This window comes from Piscinibacter sp. HJYY11, assembly GCF_016735515.1.
Taxonomy (GTDB): domain Bacteria; phylum Pseudomonadota; class Gammaproteobacteria; order Burkholderiales; family Burkholderiaceae_C; genus Rhizobacter.
The window spans coordinates 128,217-144,746 of sequence record NZ_JAERQZ010000002.1; the positions used below are offsets into that span (position 1 = coordinate 128,217).

Here is a 16,530-nt window from a genome sequence, read left to right on the forward strand (position 1 = left end):
GCGCCTGAACTGCCAGCAACACTGACCCAATTCCAACCCCACACAGCATCTCGCTAGGAGTCCCCTGATGGCCAAGACCGTCGCCGACGTGATGAAGATGGTGAAGGAGAACGAAGTCAAGTTCGTCGACTTCCGTTTCACCGACACCCGCGGCAAAGAGCAGCACGTTTCCGTGCCCGTGTCTCACTTTGATGAAGACAAGTTCACGTCGGGCCACGCCTTCGACGGCTCGTCGATCGCCGGCTGGAAGGGCATCGAAGCCTCTGACATGCTGCTGATGCCGGACGCCAACACGGCCAACATCGACCCCTTCTTCGAAGAGTCGACCCTCATCCTTACCTGCGACGTGATCGAGCCGGCCGACGGCAAGCCCTACGAGCGCGACCCGCGTTCGCTGGCCAAGCGTGCCGAGGCCTACCTGAAGTCCTCGGGCATCGGCGACACCGCCTTCTTCGGCCCGGAACCCGAGTTCTTCATCTTCGACAGCGTGCGCTGGGGCGTCGACATGTCGGGCTGCTTCTCGAAGATCGAGTCCGAAGAAGCTGCCTGGAACACGGGCAAGGAATACGAGCACGGCAACTCCGGCTATCGCCCGACCGTCAAGGGCGGCTACTTCCCGACCCCCCCGGTCGACAGCGGCCAGGACCTGCGCTCCGAGATGTGCCTGATCCTCGAATCGCTGGGCATCCCCGTCGAAGTGCATCACCACGAAGTGGCCAACGCCGGCCAGATGGAAATTGGCACCAAGTTCAGCTCGCTGGTCCAGCGCGCCGACTGGCTGCAGCTCCAGAAGTACGTGATCCAGAACGTCGCCCACGCCTATGGCAAGACCGCGACCTTCATGCCCAAGCCGATCGTCGGCGACAACGGCTCCGGCATGCACGTGCACCAGTCGGTCTGGAAGGATGGCAAGAACCTGTTCGCAGGTGACGGCTACGCCGGCCTTTCCGAATTCGCGCTGTTCTACATCGGCGGCATCATCAAGCACGCTCGCGCGCTGAACGCCATCACGAACCCCGGCACCAACTCGTACAAGCGCCTGGTGCCTGGCTTCGAAGCTCCGGTGAAGCTGGCCTACTCGGCCAAGAACCGCTCGGCCTCGATCCGCATTCCGTATGTGTCGAACCCGAAGGGCCGCCGCATCGAAGCGCGTTTCCCGGACCCCCTGTGCAACCCGTATCTCGGGTTCTCGGCGCTGCTGATGGCCGGCCTGGACGGCGTGGAAAACAAGATCCACCCGGGCGAAGCCGCCACGAAGGACCTCTACCACCTGCCGCCGGAGGAAGACGCGAAGGTGCCGACCGTCTGCCACAGCCTGGACCAGGCCCTCGAGTACCTCGACAAGGACCGCGCGTTCCTGACCAAGGGTGGCGTGTTCACCGATGCCTACATCGACGCTTACATCGAGCTGAAGATGCAGGAAGTGACCCGCTTCCGCATGGCCACGCACCCGGTCGAGTTCGACATGTACTACAGCCTCTGAACCTCCCCGGTTCCGATGGCTCGAAAGGGACGGCAGCCGCCGTCCCTTTTCTTTTGCCCTCGTTCTTTTGGTGCATCGGGAGACGGCAATCGGACACAATCGCAAGGCTTGTCCTGTCACCCTGCGCACGGGCGCTGGCGTTACAGGGCAGAGGTGACACATGACATCAGCGCGCTCCCGGTTCTCTTTTTCCCTGTTGACGGCCCTGGCGGCGGCGTCGCCCGCGTGGGCCCAGGGCGACAAGCCCGTCTACCGCTGCCCGGGCAACCCGCCGCTGTACACCGACGCGCTCTCTGCCAAGGAGGCCCGCGACAAGGGCTGCCGCACGCTCGAGGGCGCCCCCATCACTGTCATCCAGTCGCCCAAGCCGCGGCCGACCGCCGGTGCGCCGGTGCCGCCGGCGGCCAGCCGCGAAAAGGTCGACTCCGCCGAGCAGCGCAACCGCGATTCCGATGCCCGCCGCATCCTCGAAGCCGAACTCAAGCGCGAAGAGGAGCAGCTTGCCAGCTTGCGCAAGGACTTCAACAACGGCGAGCCCGAGCGCCGTGGCGATGAGCGCAACTACCAGAAGTACCTGGACCGCGTGGCCGAGATGAAGGCCGCCATCGCCCGCAAGGAAAACGACGTCGCGGCCCTGCGCCGCGAGCTCGGGAAGCAGCCTCCGCCCTCCGACGCTTCGCCGAAGCTGCAGTGAGCGCCGCGTCCACGACCACCCAGCCGGCGTTGACCCCGGCGCAGACCCGGGCCTACGAGGCCTTCGACCACCTCGCCACGATGGTCGCGGTGGTGCACCGCGAGGGCAGTTGCCTCTTTGCAAACGCCGCCTTCGAGCACGTGCTGGGCCTGTCACGGCGCAGCGTGCTGCGGGGCTCGCTTTTCGACTGGTTCGTCGACGCACAGATCGTGCGCGACACCGTCGACGCCGTGGCCCGCAACGATTTCGCCACCAGCCGCTTCGAGGCGCTGCTGCGCCGGCCGGCCTCGCTGCACAGCGAACCCCTGCCGGTGCACGTGATCGTCAACCAGATGGACCGGGGCGACCAGGTGCTGGTGGAACTGGTCGAGATCGAGCAGCAGACGCGCCAGGACCGCGAGGAGCGCGCCCTGGGCCAGGCGGCCGCCAATAAAGAGCTGATCCGCAACCTGGCGCACGAGATCAAGAACCCGCTCGGCGGCATCCGTGGCGCGGCGCAGCTGCTCGAGATGGAAGTCGAGTCGCGCGCGCTCACCGAATACACCCAGGTCATCATCCAGGAGGCCGACCGCCTGCAGGCGCTGGTCGACCGGCTGCTGGCTCCGCACCGCAAGCCCCACGTGGTGAGCGACGTCAACATCCACGAGGTGTGCGAGCGGGTGAGGGCGCTGATCCTGGCCGAATTCCCCCGCGGGCTCACGGTCCGCCGCGACTACGACACCTCCATCCCCGAATTCCGCGGCGACCGCGAGCAGCTGATCCAGGCCGTGCTCAACATCGCCCACAACGCCGCCCAGGCGCTCACCGAGCGCATCGCCCAGGGCGACGCCAGCATCACCTTGAGCACCCGCATCGCACGGCAGGTCACTCTCGGCAAGCAGCGCTATCGACTGGCACTGGACTTGCATATCGAGGACAACGGCCCGGGCATCCCCGAGTCGATCCGGGATCGCATCTTCTACCCCTTGGTATCAGGACGCGATGGCGGGTCGGGTCTGGGGCTCACACTCGCACAAACCTTCGTGCAGCAGCATCAAGGCGTGATCGAATGTGCGAGTGAGCCGGGTCAGACCATTTTCAAGATCGTGATACCGCTGCCGTAGCTTCACGCCTCGTCAGCGGCCACCAGAACAGGCAGGGCATGAAACCCATCTGGATCGTTGACGACGACCAATCCATCCGATTCGTGTTGGAGAAGGCGCTGGCGCGCGAAGAACTCGCGGTGCGCAGCTTCACCAACCCGCGCGACGTGCTCGCCGCACTCGAGGAAGACCAGCCCCAGGTGCTGGTGTCCGACATCCGCATGCCGGGCGGCTCGGGCATCGAGCTGCTCACCAAGGTCAAGGAGCGAGCGCCCGGCCTGCCCGTCATCATCATGACGGCCTACTCCGACCTCGACAGCGCCGTGAGCGCCTTCCAGGGCGGTGCCTTCGAATACCTGCCCAAGCCCTTCGACGTGCCCAAGGCGGTGGAGCTCATCCGCCGCGCGGTCGACGAGAGCATGCGCGAGGAAGTGCGTGACGAGCGCATGGCCGCGATGCCCGAGATGCTGGGCCAGGCGCCGGCGATGCAGGACGTCTTCCGCGCCATCGGCCGCCTGAGCCAGAGCGTCGTCACCGTGCTCATCACCGGCGAGTCGGGCTCGGGCAAGGAGCTCGTGGCCCACGCGCTGCACAAGCACAGCCCGCGCGCGAGCGGCCCGTTCGTCGCGATCAACACCGCGGCCATTCCGAAGGACCTGCTCGAGAGCGAACTCTTCGGCCACGAGCGCGGTGCCTTCACCGGCGCCCAGACCACGCGCCGCGGCCGCTTCGAGCAGGCCGACGGGGGCACGCTCTTCCTCGATGAAATCGGCGACATGCCGTTCGACCTCCAGACGCGTTTGTTGCGCGTGCTGAGCGACGGCCAGTTCTACCGCGTGGGTGGCCACAACCCGCTCAAGGCCAACGTGCGCGTGATCGCTGCCACCCACCAGAACCTCGAAGAACGGGTGAAGCTCGGCGCCTTCCGCGAAGACCTGTTCCACCGCCTCAACGTGATCCGCCTTCGCCTGCCTGCGCTGCGCGAGCGGCGCGAAGACGTGCCGGCCCTCGCGCGCTTCTTCCTGCAGAAGAGCGCGAAGGAGCTTGGCATCGAGGCCAAGCGCATCACCGATGCAGCGCTGAACCGGCTGATGCAGTTCGACTTCCCCGGCAACGTGCGCCAGCTGGAGAACATCTGCCACTGGCTCACGGTGATGGCCCCGGCGCAGGTGATCGAGCCCAAGGACCTGCCGCCTGAGCTGCTCGGCGGCGACCCGATGGCGCCGCGCCCCGTGCTGCCGGCGGCAGCGCCGGCGCTCGCCGTCGAAGGCGTCGCCGACCTGCCCGGCGCAGCCCCCGCTGCGGTGGCCCCGGGGTGGACCGCTTCGTCGCCGCCCGCGACCACCGTGCCGGTGGCCGAAGTGCCGATCGCGGCGGCCAACTGGCTCGCCGACCTCGAACGCGAGTCGCGCTCGATGCTGCAGGCCGGCGTGCCCGAGGTGTGGGACACGCTCACGCGCAAGTTTGAAGCGCAGCTGATCCACACCGCGCTCGAGATCACGCGCGGCCGCCGCATCGAGGCCGCGCAAAAGCTCGGCATCGGCCGCAACACGATCACGCGCAAGATTCAGGAACTCGGCCTCGACGACTAACCTCGGCCGGCGTACTCGACGGCCGAGGGGCCGTCATCCTGGCGGCGCTTCCTGCATCAGATGGGCAAGCCGCTGCCCCGAGCGGGTGTGTGCGGCGATCACCTTCATCACCACCACCAAGGCCGGGCCCAGGAAAAGGCCCCACAGCCCCCAGATGCAGCCCCAGAACACCAGGCCGATGAACACGGCCGCGGGGTTCATCTTCGCCGCACGCCCTTGCAGCCACGCGGTCACGACGGTGCCCACGAGCGTCGACATCACGATGATGAACGCCGCCATGGCCGCCGCCGAGCCCAGCGAGCCGTGCGCGAGGAAGGTCTCCGCCGCCCCCAGCCCCGTGAGCACCGCCATCCCGAGGTAGGGGATGACGTGCAGCAGTCCGGCGGTCACGCCCCAGCCGCCGGCGTCGGGCAGGCCTGCCGCCCAGAAGGCGAGCCACACCGCCGCGCCGATGATGGCGTTGGTCACGACGAGCACGCCGAGGTAGATGCGGACCTGGTGGGCACATTCGAGCAGCGCCTTCTCGGCGCGTGCCTGCACCTCGGGGTGCTCGCCCCAGAGCCCGAGGAAGCGCTCGGTGAGCGGCTTGCCGCCGATGAGCACGAAGAAGGCGATGAGGAACACGATGCTCAGGTTCGCGGTGAACTCGAGCAGCGCGCTCGAGCCCGTCACCGCGCCTTCGCGCAAGGCCACCGTTGCACCGGCGGTGATGGTGTTGGGGGCCGAGGCCGCTGCTGCGGCGGCCGCGGCGGCCACCACGCGGCGTGTCGGCCGCGGTGGCTTGCCCGACATCACGCGCTCGGTCGCACGATCGAGCTCCTGCAAGGCGATGCGCGCGCGTGACACGACCGATTCGGCCCCCGGGTCGCGCTCGGCCAGCTTCGCCGCGGCCATGCTGATCATCTCGGGCGTGCGCTCGGCCACGCGCACCAGCTGGCCGCCGAAGATCGCGGCCCCTGCGGCCAGCGTGCCCATCACCACCGCGAGCGTGATGAGCGTGGCCAGGGTGCGGCTGCGCACGACACGCTCGAGTGCCACCGACAGCGGCGTCACCAACATCACGAGCATCAGCCCCGCCGTCAGCGGGATCAGGAAACGCTGGCCCCACCACAAGACGGCGACGACGGCGATGGCGGCCAGCAAGTTGGTGGCGGCACTCGAGCGCACGCGCGGCTTGTGCGTGCGCCGTGGCAGCGGGTCATCGTCGTCTTCGTCGGTGGTGTGCATCGGTCGGCGTGCGAAAAAAAGCCCCGGCGTTCACATGAACCCGGGGCGGCGATCAGCGCACTGGTTCAGGGGCGAACGGCGATCTCGTTCTTGACGGCCTTCACACCGTCGACCTTCCAGGCGATGTTCTCGGCGGTGGCCTTCTCGGTCGCGTTCTTCGCGAAGCCCGACAGCATCACCGTGCCCTTGAGCGTCTCGACCTTGATCGAGGTGGCGTCGACTTCCTTGTTGTCGACGAAGCGGGCCTTCACGGCGGTGGTGATCTTGGCGTCATCGACATACTCGCCGACGGTTTCCTGGCCGCGCTTGACGGCGCAGCCCGAGGTGGCGATCAGCGCAAAAGCCGTCATCGCGGCGGCGAGGGTGGTACGGATCATCATGGTGTAGCTCCTATCGTGTTGGACATGCGGGTGGTCTTCGAACCCACCACCCTGGGGACGGAAACGTTGAAAGGCGGTGGAGGGTTCAGGCCAGCCAGTCCGACAGCTCGTCGGCGTGCTCCTGCTCGTCCGCGAGGATCTCCTCGAGGATGCGGCGCGTGGTGCTGTCCTTGTCGCCGATCAGCTTGATGATCTGCGTGTAGGCCTCGATGGCCACGCGCTCGGCAATCAGGTTGGCGCGGATCATGTCCTGCAGCTCCAGCGATTCGTCGTAGTCGGCGTGGCTGCGCTGCGTGAGCGAATCGGGGCGGAAGTCAGGCTTGCCGCCGAGCTGCACGATGCGCTGCGCGAGCTTGTCGGCGTGGGCCGACTCCTCGTTCGCATGCACGAGGAACTCGTCGGCGATGGCGGGCGAGTCGAGACCGACGGCGGTGTAGTAGTGGCGCTTGTAGCGCATCACGCACACGAGCTCGGTGGCGAGCGAGTCGTTGAGCAGCTTGATGATGTCTTCGCGCCAGGGGCCGTAGGCCGGGGTGATGGCGCCCTGGTCGAGGCTCTTGCGTGCTGCCTCGAGGCCTGCCTCGTCGAGCACCAGCGGTGTGTGGGCATCGGGCTGTGTCGTGGCGGGGCCCTGGGTTTTCTGGTCTTGTGAGGTGTACATGCGGCGTCCTCGTCGGGGTGTCAGGTCAGTGCCTGAACTCTAGAAAGCCATTTGAGCGGCATCCATCGGCGCGGCGGCCCTGGTGCTGTAGGACGGGGCCTCAGGCCCCTGTCGGAGCCACGAGGTCACTTCTGCAACGCGCTCTGCGATTGCGGCTCCGGCGTGTTGGCGTGCTGCTCCACCGCCACCACGAAGGCCATGTCGGCGGGCAGGTCACGCCACGCGACCACCTCGCCCACCTGCAGCAGCCGCGCGTTTCGCGCGGTGGCCATCTCGCGCGCCGCCACCGTGCTGGCGCGCAGCAGCGTGAAGTGAAGGCGTCGGCCGTCGCGCTGCAGCGTGAGCTCCGCCTGCGGCCAATGCGCGGGCAGGCAGGGGCGCACGCTCAGCGTCTGTGCCTGCAGCTTCAGCCCGAGGATGGAGCCGATCGCCGCACGGTGCAGCCACGCGGCCGCGCCGGTGTACCAGCTCCATCCGCCGCGGCCGACGTACGGTGGCTGCGTGTACACGTCGCCAGCCATCACGTAGGGCTCGATCGCATACGCTTCGCCCACCTTCGGGTGCAGCGCACGGTGCGCGGGGCTCAGGTAGCAGAAGTAGCGGTAGGGCAGCTCGGCGACGTCGGGCGCCATGTCGGCGCGCGTGGCCAGCTCGGCCTGCGCCATCAGCGCCCACACGCCGGCATGCGAATACTGTCCGCCGTTCTCGCGCACGCCCGGCGGGTAGGCCTGGATGTAGCCGGCACTCGGCGAGGCGGTGGCGAGCGGCGGGTCGAGCAGCTTGACGAGGCCGGCCTCGTGGTCCACCAGCAGCTCCTCGGCGGCCGTCATCGCGGTGTGCGGCCGCTCGGCATGCTCGCCGGTGAGCTCGCGGCTCGAGAGCACGCTCCAGGCCTGGGCGATGAGGTCGATGCGCCCTTCGCGGTTGACCTGCGAGCCGAGCGGCGAGCCGTCGTCGAAGAAGGCGCGCTTGAACCACTGGCCATCCCAGGCTTCGGCGTGCAGGGCGCGGCGCCAGCCCTGCGCCGCGCGCTCCCACAGCTCGGCGCGCGAGGTCTCGCCGCGCCTGCGCGCGACCGGGGCGAAGTCGTCGACGATGCGGCAGAGGAACCACGCGAGCCACACCGATTCGCCACGCCCTTCATGGCCGACACGGTTCATGCCGTCGTTCCAGTCGCCGGTGCCCATCAGCGGCAGGCCGTGGGCCCCGTTTTTCAGGCTGCGGTCGATGGCGCGTGCAGCATGCTCGTAGACGCTGGCCTTCTGGGCACTGATGGTGGGCGTGTAGTACGCGTCTTCCGCGCCTTCGGGGATGGGGCCGCCTTCGAGGAAGGGCACCTCCTCGTCGAGCAGCGAGGTGTCGCCGGTCGCCTCGAGGTAGTGCGAGGTGGCGTGCGCCAGCCAGAGCAGGTCGTCCGAAAAATGCGTGCGCACGCCGGCGCCTGCGGGGGCGTGCCACCAGTGCTGCACGTCGCCTTCGGGGAACTGGCGCGAGGCCGCCACCAGGATCTGGTCGCGCAGCATCTTCGGGGCTGGCCAGGCGAGCGCCATCGCATCCTGCAGCTGGTCGCGAAAGCCGGTCGCGCCACCGGCCTGGTAGAAGCCGGCCTTGGCCCACAGCCGGCAGGCCACGGCCTGGTAGAGCAGCCAGCGGTTGACGATGGCATCGAAGAGCGGGTCGGGTGTCTGCACGCGCGTGGCGCCGAGCAGGGCGTCCCAGCGCGCGAGCACGGCATCGAGCCGCTGCCGGGGTGGCACCGGCATCGCTTCTTCGGCGAGCAAGCGCGCCGCCGCCGGGCTGCTGCCGTAGCCGATGAGGAAGACCTGGTCGTGGGTGGCGCCCGGCTCGAGCGTGATGCGCGTCGACAGCGCGGCGCAAGGGTCCAGGCCCGCGCCGCGTTGCTTTGCCAAGCGCTCGGGCAGCACCAGCCGGCCACGCGCATCGAAGCACTCGCGGCGGTCGCAGGTCCAGTCGTCGTCTTCGTCACGGCCCTGCATGGCGAGGAAGGCCGTGCCATCGCCATAGCCGGCCGTGCGGTCGGCCTGGGTGGCGAGCAGGGCCAGCACCTGCCCTGAGCTGTGCACCGCGGTGTGCACCGTGCCGCGCTCGCTGCGGCTGGCGCCCATCATCCACTCGGCCATGGCCACGAGCCGCAGCGATTGCGCACGCGTGCCCCTGTTCTCGAGCCGCAGCCAGACCTGCTTCACCGCGGTCTGCGCGTCGACGCACCACGAGGCGGTGACGGCCACGTCGCCCCGCTGGTGGCGCACCATCGAGTAGCCCTGACCGTGCTGCACGTGGTAGGTGATGCGCTCGTCGCCCCAGGCCGAGGGCGTCACGCTCCACGCCTCGCGGGTCTTGCGGTCCTGCACGAGGAACCATTCCGAGGGCGGGTCGGACACCGGGTCGTTCGACCATGCGGTGAGCTGGTTGAGCCGGCTGTTCACCGCCCAGGTGTAGCCGCCGCCGGCCTCCGAGAGCTGCCCGCCGAAGTCGGGGTTCGACAGCACGTTGATCCACGGGCGCGGCGGGCGCATGCGGCCACCGGCCTCGAAGCGGAACTCGTGCGCGCCTTCGTCGAAGCGGCCCCGCGTCACGGCCACCGGCGCCGCGGGCAGGCGCGCCATCGGCACGGCGCTGATGGCCACCGCGCTGCGCGCGTCTTCGGCCTTCTCGTGCAGCGCGATCCACTCCTGCACGTGGTGCACGAGCGGGCGCCCGTCGGCGCGCAGTCGGATGCGCGCCAGGCTGCGCAGCGTGCCCATCTCTTCGGGGCTCAGCTCGTCGGCGCGCAAGAGGTGCAGGCCGGTGCAGGGCGGCCCCGGTTGCGCGGCGTTCTCGGCGTCGTGCCGCTCGCGCAGCGCCGTGATCTCGCGGTGCAGCGCCATGTGGTACGACGCCGGCTCCGCGTCCACCACCACCAGGTCGCAGGGCAGACGCCCCCAGGCCCACAGCCGCAGCACCTGGCCGAGCGAGCGCAGCAGGCCGAGCGATTGCGTGAGCCCCGCCGACACCAGCACGATCGGCCGGTCGCCCGAGATGCCGAAGCGCCACAGCAGCTTGCGGTCGCACACGTCGATGCGCTCGGTGGCGCGCCGCTCGGGCCCCGGCGGGCCGATCGCGGGCCGTGTGAGCGACAGCGCCACCGCGGTGGTCAGCGCCTGGGCCGCGTTGAAGGTCTCGGCGCTGATGTTGAGGCTGCGCAGGCGGATGCCGGTGAGCGTGGCCGACATCAGCGACGAGCGCTGCAGGTGGATCGGCTGGCGGTACTTGTCGATCACCGCGTGCAGCGTGGCCGACGAATCGGACGCCGCCGTCGCGAAGGTGAGCTGCGCGCGGCCGTTGGGTTTCAGTCGCAGCGTGACGGCGAGTGCGCAGAGCGGGTCGAGGCCGGTGTCGAGCGTGACGGGCGTCTCGGGGTCTGCACCGGCCGGCACCTCGCGCAGGCCGCCGTGCGGCCGCACCGCATCGTGGTTGCGGCCCAGCCACTGCAGCCGGTCTGTCTGCACCCGAAGCCGCGTGACCTGCGCATCGCTCTCGGCGAGGAAGTGCGCCGCCTGCAGGCCCGATTCGGTGACGAGCCGCGGCTTGCGCTCGAAGAGCAGCGCCTGCTCGGACGCGAGCCACTGCGCACGGATGAAGAGGTTGGAAAACGCCGGGTGCGCCTCATCGGCGCGCGGGTCGGCGAGCGTCGGCTCGAAGACGGAGACGAGCTCGAGCTCCAGCGGCTCGTTCGTCAGGTTGCGCAGCTCGACCTGGCGGAACTCGATGTCGTCCTCGGGGCTGACCCACACGGTGCTGTGCGCCTGCACGTCGCTCCATGCGGCATCGAAGCACACACGGTCGGCATGGAAGACCGCGCGGTACCAGGCCTTCGGGTCGGGCGCCGGGTGCTGGGTGATCGACACCAGCGGGGACACGAGCGGGGACACCCGCAGCGAGGCCTGCTGCTGCGCGCCGGGCCGCCGCAGGTAGAAGAAGCTGCCCTGCGCATCGCGCAGCGCGTCGTCGCGCCAGCGTGTGATGCCGGCATTGCCGCGGCGGCTCCAGCCGGCGCCGTTGGCGCGCAGCGAGACGCTGTAGCGACCGTTCGACAGCAGGTGCGTCGGCTCCACCGCACTGGTGCCCGGGCTCAGCTCGCGCAGCAGCGCCGGCGTGCGCTTCACCGCCACCGGCGGCGGCCCGGCCAGTGGCTCGTACAGGCGCGACACCTCGTGCGGCGCGCGCTCGTGCAGCAGCGAGGACACCGCCTCGATGCGCGGGTTGCCCATGCCCCAGCGCTTGGCGCGTCCGTCGAGCAGCACGTTGGCGATGGAGACGATGCTCATGCCCTGGTGGTGCGCCATGAAGGTGGCGACCGGGGCGTACGGCTCGGCGGCGGCCAGTCGCGCGGGCGTGAAATCGAGCGCCTCGATGTAGCCGTAACGCGCCCGCGCGCCCAGGGTGGCGAGCGCATCGAAGTTGGCGGCGGCGCGGCGCGGCGCCACCTGCGCGGCAAGCGCAGTGGCGTACGGCGCGATCACCAGCTCGTCGACCGGTGTGCGGCGGAAGGCCAGGCGCGGCACGCCCTGCGGCGCGTACTGGTAGGCCAGCGTGTGGTCGCGGCCGGCATAGGCCGACTCCGAGATGCCCCAGGGCACGCCGTGCGCGCCGGCGTAGTCGATCTGCTCCTGCACCGCGGCGATGGCGGCATCTCGCAGCACGCTGCCGTGTGGCTCGTCGAGCACGAGGCTGGGCATCAGGTACTCGAACATCGAGCCCGACCACGAGCGCAGCCCTGCCTGTGCGCCCACCGCGTAGAAGGGCCGTCCGAGCGAGGCCCAGTGGCTCACCGGCACCTCGCCCTTGGCGATGGCCAGGAGGCTCGTCAGCCGCGCCTCGGAGGCCAGCAGGTCGTAGAAGCCGGCATCGAGCTGCCCTTCGGCCACGCGATAGCCGATGTGGAAGAGGTGGCGCTTCGGGTGGTAGAGGAAGCTGAAGTCGGCGCTCCAGGCCAGCGCTTCGCAGCGCTCGGCGATGGTCAGCAGCTGGGCGCTCAAGGCCTCGGCATTGCGCCGCGCGTCGATGTCGTGCAGGGCCGATTCCAGCGTGGCGAGGTGGTCGCCAAGTTGCCAGGCGAGCTCCTCGCGCAGCGTGGCCTTGGTCGGCACGGTCAAGGCGTCCACCACCTCGGGCATCCAGGCGCGCAGCTCCTCGCGCGCATCGCGCAGCAGCAGGCCGAACTCGGCCGGGCGGTGCTCGGCCTCGTCGAGCGGGCTGGGCATGGCGAGCAGTCGCGCGAGCGGCCGGCTCGGGTGGCCGTTGTCGGGGAAGAGCTCGGGCAGCTGCTGGAGCAGCGGCGAGAGCCGTGCGCGCGAGGCGTGTGCCGCGGCCTGGGCGGCGTGGAGGTCGAGCGGGCGGGGTGCGAGCTCGCGGCAGGCCTGCGCCACGGCGAGCAGGTGGCCGCAGAGGTTGCCGCTGTCCACCGTCGACACGTACAGCGGCAGCAGCGTGGCGCCGCTCTGCGTGTCGTACCAGTTCAGGAAGTGGCCGCGGTGGCGCTGCAGGGTGTCGAGCGTGCCGAGCGTGGCCTCCAGTCGCTGCGCAAGCTCGCGGCTGCCGATCCAGCCGAAGGCCCGCGCGCAGCAGGCCGAGAGCAGGTACAGGCCGATGTTGGTGGGCGAGGTGCGGTGCGCCACCATGTCGTGCGGCAGCGTCTGCAGGTTGTCGGGCGGCAGGTGGCGGTCGCCCGGGCCGACGCAGCGCTCGAAGAGCCGCCAGGTGTCGCGCGCGATGCGCTCGAGCCGCATGCGGTCGTCGAACGGCAGGGCCTGGTCTTCGCGGGCGGGGCGGGGGCGGCTCACCCACCACGTCCACACCGGCGAGGCGCCCCAGGTCGCGCACAGCAGGGCCGCGAGCCAGGGGTAGGGCGTGCGGGCGATGAGCAGCAGCGCGAGCAGCACGGTGGCGGCGGTGGTCGTGCGCCAGTGGACCTGGGCGAGCGCGCGCAGCTCGGTCTCCGCCGTGGCCCGGGCGCTGGCGGAGGTGGTCCACTGCATCAGCAGGCGCCGGCTCACGAACATGCGGTGCAGCGAGCGCACGATCGCATCCACCGCCAGCAGTGCGTGCTGCAGCAGCTGCGCCACGTGCCACAGCGCGCCGAGCAGTGCCCGCGCGAGGTCGAGCGCAGCGCCGCGGTAGAAGTGGCGCACGGCGATGTTGTCGCGGCTGGGCGCGAAGCCGGCGATGGCGCCGAGCAGCGGCCCCGCACCGAAGGCGGCGAACACGAGCACCAGCGCCGCCCACGGCGACACCACCGGCCGCATGAGCGCCAGCACGAGCAGCAGCAAGGCGGCCGGCGGCACCAGCGAGCGGCGCAGGTTGTCGAACACCTTCCAGCGGTTCACGCCGCGCATCGGGTAGAGCCGAGGGCTCGCGAAGATGGGCAGCAGCTGCCAGTCGCCGCGCATCCAGCGGTGGATGCGCGCGGCGGCGGCGTCGGCATGCACCGGTGCGTCTTCGATCAGCGCGAGGTCGGTGACGGCGGCGCAGCGGGCGATCGAGCCTTCGACCAGGTCGTGGCTCAGCACCAGGCCTTCGGGCAGGCGCTCGTGCAGCACGGTGTGCATGGCCTGCACGTCGAGCAGCGCCTTGCCGGTGTAGGTGCCTTCGCCGAAGACGTCCTGGTAGATCTCGGAGCTTGGGGTGCTGTAGGGGTCGAGCCCCGGCTGGCCGGCGTAGAGCCAGTGGAAGGGCGTGGCCTCGTGCGGCTGCGGCAGCGGCGTGGCGATGCGCGGCTGGAAGATGCTGTAGCCGCGCGTGACCTGCAGGCCGTTGTCATCGACCTGCGGCCGGTTGTGCGGGTGGGCCGCCACGCCCACCAGCTCGCGCAGGCGACCGGGCGGGAGCTCGGTGTCGCTGTCGAGCGTGAGGATGTAGCGCGTGCCCGCGGCCATGTGCGACTCGGGCCCGAGGTCGAGGAAGGGCCCGCGCTCGCCGCGCGCGAGTGCGGCGATCAGTTGCTCGAGCTTGCCGCGCTTGCGCTCCCAGCCGATCCAGCACTGCTCGGTGCTGCTGAACTCGCGCTCGCGGTGCAGGATGATGAAACGCGGCGGCTCGCCCTCGGCCACCGGGTGGCGCTTGTTGAGCGCACGCACCTCGGCCACCGCATCGCGCAGCAGCGGCGTGTCGGTGGGCATGTGCGCCGCCTCGGCGTCGGCCCAGTCGCTGAGCAGGGCGAACTGCGCATGCCGCTCGGGGTTGGCGAGGTGGTGGAGCAGCAGGCGGTGCACGAGCGCGGCGATGCCGTCGTCGCTGGTCAGCATGCACGGGATCACCACCATCACCCGGTGCTCGGGCGGGATGCCCTCGTGCAGCGCGAGCCGCGGCAGGTGCTGCGGCCGCACCGATTCGCTCACCAGCCTGTTGATCACCGCGACCACCGCCTCGGAGGCCGGGAAGAACATCAGCAGCGTGGCCAGGGCGGCGAGCAGCACCGGTGTCTTGTTCGGGGTGGGCGGCGCCAGCGCGAACATCAGCATCACCACGGCCACCGTGACCGCGAGCAACGCGCCCAGGTAGATCGGCAGCGCGTTGACGCGGGCCTGTACGGCGCACGCGGTGCCGGTGTCTTCGCGCAGCTTCAGCGCTTCGAGCAGGCGTGCGCGGCCACCGCCTTCGAGCCAGTACAGGGCGACCTGGGTGTCGGGCTCGTCGGGGTCGCCGCTTCTCATCAGCGAGAGCAGGGTGCGGCCGACGTCGGTCTCGCTGCGGCCACAGCGGCGGGCCAGGCGCTCGATGCCGTGCAGCGTCTGGTCGCGCGTGGCGGTGTGCTCGGCGGCAAAGATCGGCGAGCCGAGCATCAGCTGCATCAGCGTGGAGCTTTTCGCAATGATGTCGGGCCAGTCGGCATCGCCGATGGTGCGCAGCGAGGTGACGGCGTTGCTCACGCTGAGGTTGTCGGCGGCCTGGTCGGCGGCCTGCTGGGCGCGCAGCGTGGCCACGTCGGGCAGGGCGGCCTGCAGCCAGTGCTGGTAGGGCAGCAGGGCGAGCGGGTCGCTGGTGCGCTGCAGGTCGGCCATGCGCTGCGTCATCTGGCCGAGGAAGGTGCGGCCCACGCCGCGCCGGTTCAGCTCGGCCAGCAGTTCGTCGAGCGATTCGATCGAGAAGGTGTGCAGGCGGTCGCTGCACAGGTTGGCCAGCTCGCGCGCCGCCTTCGTGGTGGCCACGCGTTCGGCCAGCCGCCGCAGGTTCTCGATCAGCACGACGCGCAGCGTGGTGGGCAGCGCCCACAGCTCGGCCAGCTGCAGCTCGCGGGCCTGCTGGTAGGCGGTGAGGAAACGCAGCGCGAGGTCTTCGTCGAAGGCGCCGTCGGTATGGGCCACGAACGCCCAGGCGAGGCCGTACACGCGCGGCAGGCCGGCGAGCGGCTCCTCCACGAGCACCGGCAGGTGGCGGTAGTAGCGGCGTGGCAGGTCCTCGTGGATGGCCTTGAGCTGCGCCTCGATCACGTGGAAGTTGTCGAGCAGCCATTCGCCGGCAGGGCTGATGTCGTAGCCGCTCTCGGCCTGCAGGCCGATGTACTGGTGCGCTTCGCGCAGCGCGGTGATGTTGTGGCGCAAGCGCGGGAAGAAGGTGGCCGAGCGCCAGTGCCCGCGCTCGGCGCGGTGGCTGTCGGCCAGGCTTCTCGCATGCTGGGCGAAGCGCTCGGCGCCGTAGAGCTCGGCACGCACCGGCGCCAGCACGGGGCCGCGCTCGCCATCGAGGATCTTCAAGAGGGGCCGGGGCGCCTCCGGCAGCAGACGCTCCAGCGGGCGCGTGGCCATCACACGACCAGTGAAGTGACCCCTATCAGAAAGGCGGCCACCACGAGGGTCGTGACAAGCCGGCCGGCGATGAATCGGTCGGTTGCTTCGGCCAGGCACTGCAAGGTGAACCAGCGGCCATGCAGGCTCTTGCAGGACGTGAAGTGCTCGCTGAGCCCCGACAGCTCCGCGGGCGTGGTGTCCGGGCTGTCACCGAAGGAAGCGGTGCTCCAGAAAGGCGTGGCGGGGTGGCGTTGCGTCATGCCGCGATGGTGGCTTCAGCGCGTTTGAAGGCACATAAGACGAGCCCTGCACGCGGTGTCGGACGAGGCCTACACGCGAAGGTGCGCGGAGTCTGCTGTAGGCGGCGGCCCACAGCGAAAGCCGCCGCGGGCTGATGGCAAGCGGGGTGCCCGCCACGGACGATGCGCAACATCCTGATACCAACTCTTTGACGGAGGAACGACATGACCCTCGGGACCATCCTGCTCATCGTGCTGATCCTGTTGCTGATCGGCGCCTTTCCCAGCTGGCCGCACAGCCGCGGCTGGGGCTACGGTCCGACGAGCGGCGTCGGCCTCCTGCTGATCATCGTGATCGTGCTGCTGTTGATGGGACGGATCTGACC

At 69.9% G+C, this 16,530-nt stretch carries 10 protein-coding genes; 5 read left to right on the forward strand and 5 right to left on the reverse strand.

Going from position 1 to position 16,530, the window contains the following annotated elements:
• The first annotated feature begins 67 nt into the window (after positions 1–67).
• The 4 genes from glnA (at position 68) to ntrC (ending at position 4,851) form a co-directional block, all read left to right on the forward strand.
• On the forward strand, positions 68–1,483 hold the full coding sequence (gene glnA / locus JI745_RS24360) for a type I glutamate--ammonia ligase (protein WP_201813025.1): 1,416 nt from the start codon (positions 68–70) through the stop codon (positions 1,481–1,483).
• A gap of 160 nt (positions 1,484–1,643) precedes the next feature.
• Positions 1,644–2,177, forward strand: coding sequence for a hypothetical protein (locus tag JI745_RS24365; protein ID WP_201813026.1), 534 nt, complete (start codon positions 1,644–1,646; stop codon positions 2,175–2,177).
• Positions 2,174–3,280: a nitrogen regulation protein NR(II) gene (glnL, locus tag JI745_RS24370; RefSeq protein WP_404932857.1), complete on the forward strand. Its 1,107-nt coding sequence runs from the start codon at positions 2,174–2,176 to the stop codon at positions 3,278–3,280. Before JI745_RS24365 ends, glnL begins: the two co-directional genes overlap by 4 nt.
• A 38-nt stretch (positions 3,281–3,318) precedes the next feature.
• Positions 3,319–4,851, forward strand: a complete 1,533-nt coding sequence (gene ntrC / locus JI745_RS24375; protein WP_201813027.1) for a nitrogen regulation protein NR(I) — start codon at positions 3,319–3,321, stop codon at positions 4,849–4,851.
• A 33-nt stretch (positions 4,852–4,884) separates the two neighbouring features.
• On the opposite strand, the gene JI745_RS24380 is transcribed toward ntrC, so the two are convergent.
• From JI745_RS24380 to JI745_RS24400, 5 genes are all read right to left on the reverse strand, one after another.
• Positions 4,885–6,078 (reverse strand): AI-2E family transporter, encoded by a 1,194-nt coding sequence (locus JI745_RS24380; RefSeq protein ID WP_201813028.1) that lies wholly within the window; start codon positions 6,076–6,078, stop codon positions 4,885–4,887.
• Between the two features lie 65 nt (positions 6,079–6,143).
• The gene (locus JI745_RS24385) at positions 6,144–6,458 is read right to left on the reverse strand and encodes a BON domain-containing protein (protein ID WP_201813029.1); all 315 of its coding nucleotides are present in this window, start codon (positions 6,456–6,458) and stop codon (positions 6,144–6,146) included.
• Between the two features lie 85 nt (positions 6,459–6,543).
• Positions 6,544–7,119, reverse strand: coding sequence for a bacterioferritin (locus tag JI745_RS24390; RefSeq protein ID WP_201813031.1), 576 nt, complete (start codon positions 7,117–7,119; stop codon positions 6,544–6,546).
• A gap of 125 nt (positions 7,120–7,244) precedes the next feature.
• The gene (locus JI745_RS24395) at positions 7,245–15,923 is read right to left on the reverse strand and encodes a GH36-type glycosyl hydrolase domain-containing protein (RefSeq protein ID WP_201813033.1); all 8,679 of its coding nucleotides are present in this window, start codon (positions 15,921–15,923) and stop codon (positions 7,245–7,247) included.
• Positions 15,923–16,165, reverse strand: coding sequence for a hypothetical protein (locus JI745_RS24400; protein WP_201813035.1), 243 nt, complete (start codon positions 16,163–16,165; stop codon positions 15,923–15,925). The genes JI745_RS24395 and JI745_RS24400 overlap by 1 nt, the downstream gene beginning before the upstream one ends.
• Before the next feature lie 204 nt (positions 16,166–16,369).
• Here JI745_RS24400 and JI745_RS24405 point away from each other — a divergent pair, with 204 nt between their 5' ends.
• Positions 16,370–16,528 (forward strand): DUF3309 family protein, encoded by a 159-nt coding sequence (locus JI745_RS24405; RefSeq protein ID WP_201813037.1) that lies wholly within the window; start codon positions 16,370–16,372, stop codon positions 16,526–16,528.
• Positions 16,529–16,530: the final 2 nt, after the last annotated feature.

Bases quoted from the DNA above. Each gene is read 5' to 3' on its own strand.
- glnA (WP_201813025.1), top strand. From the start codon at position 68: ATGGCCAAGACCGTCGCCGACGTGATGAAGATGGTGAAGGAGAACGAA.
- JI745_RS24365 (WP_201813026.1), top strand. From the start codon at position 1,644: ATGACATCAGCGCGCTCCCGGTTCTCTTTTTCCCTGTTGACGGCCCTG.
- ntrC (WP_201813027.1), top strand. From the start codon at position 3,319: ATGAAACCCATCTGGATCGTTGACGACGACCAATCCATCCGATTCGTG.
- JI745_RS24380 (WP_201813028.1), bottom strand. From the start codon at position 6,078: ATGCACACCACCGACGAAGACGACGATGACCCGCTGCCACGGCGCACG.
- JI745_RS24385 (WP_201813029.1), bottom strand. From the start codon at position 6,458: ATGATGATCCGTACCACCCTCGCCGCCGCGATGACGGCTTTTGCGCTG.
- JI745_RS24390 (WP_201813031.1), bottom strand. From the start codon at position 7,119: ATGTACACCTCACAAGACCAGAAAACCCAGGGCCCCGCCACGACACAG.
- JI745_RS24395 (WP_201813033.1), bottom strand. From the start codon at position 15,923: ATGGCCACGCGCCCGCTGGAGCGTCTGCTGCCGGAGGCGCCCCGGCCC.
- JI745_RS24400 (WP_201813035.1), bottom strand. From the start codon at position 16,165: ATGACGCAACGCCACCCCGCCACGCCTTTCTGGAGCACCGCTTCCTTC.
- JI745_RS24405 (WP_201813037.1), top strand. From the start codon at position 16,370: ATGACCCTCGGGACCATCCTGCTCATCGTGCTGATCCTGTTGCTGATC.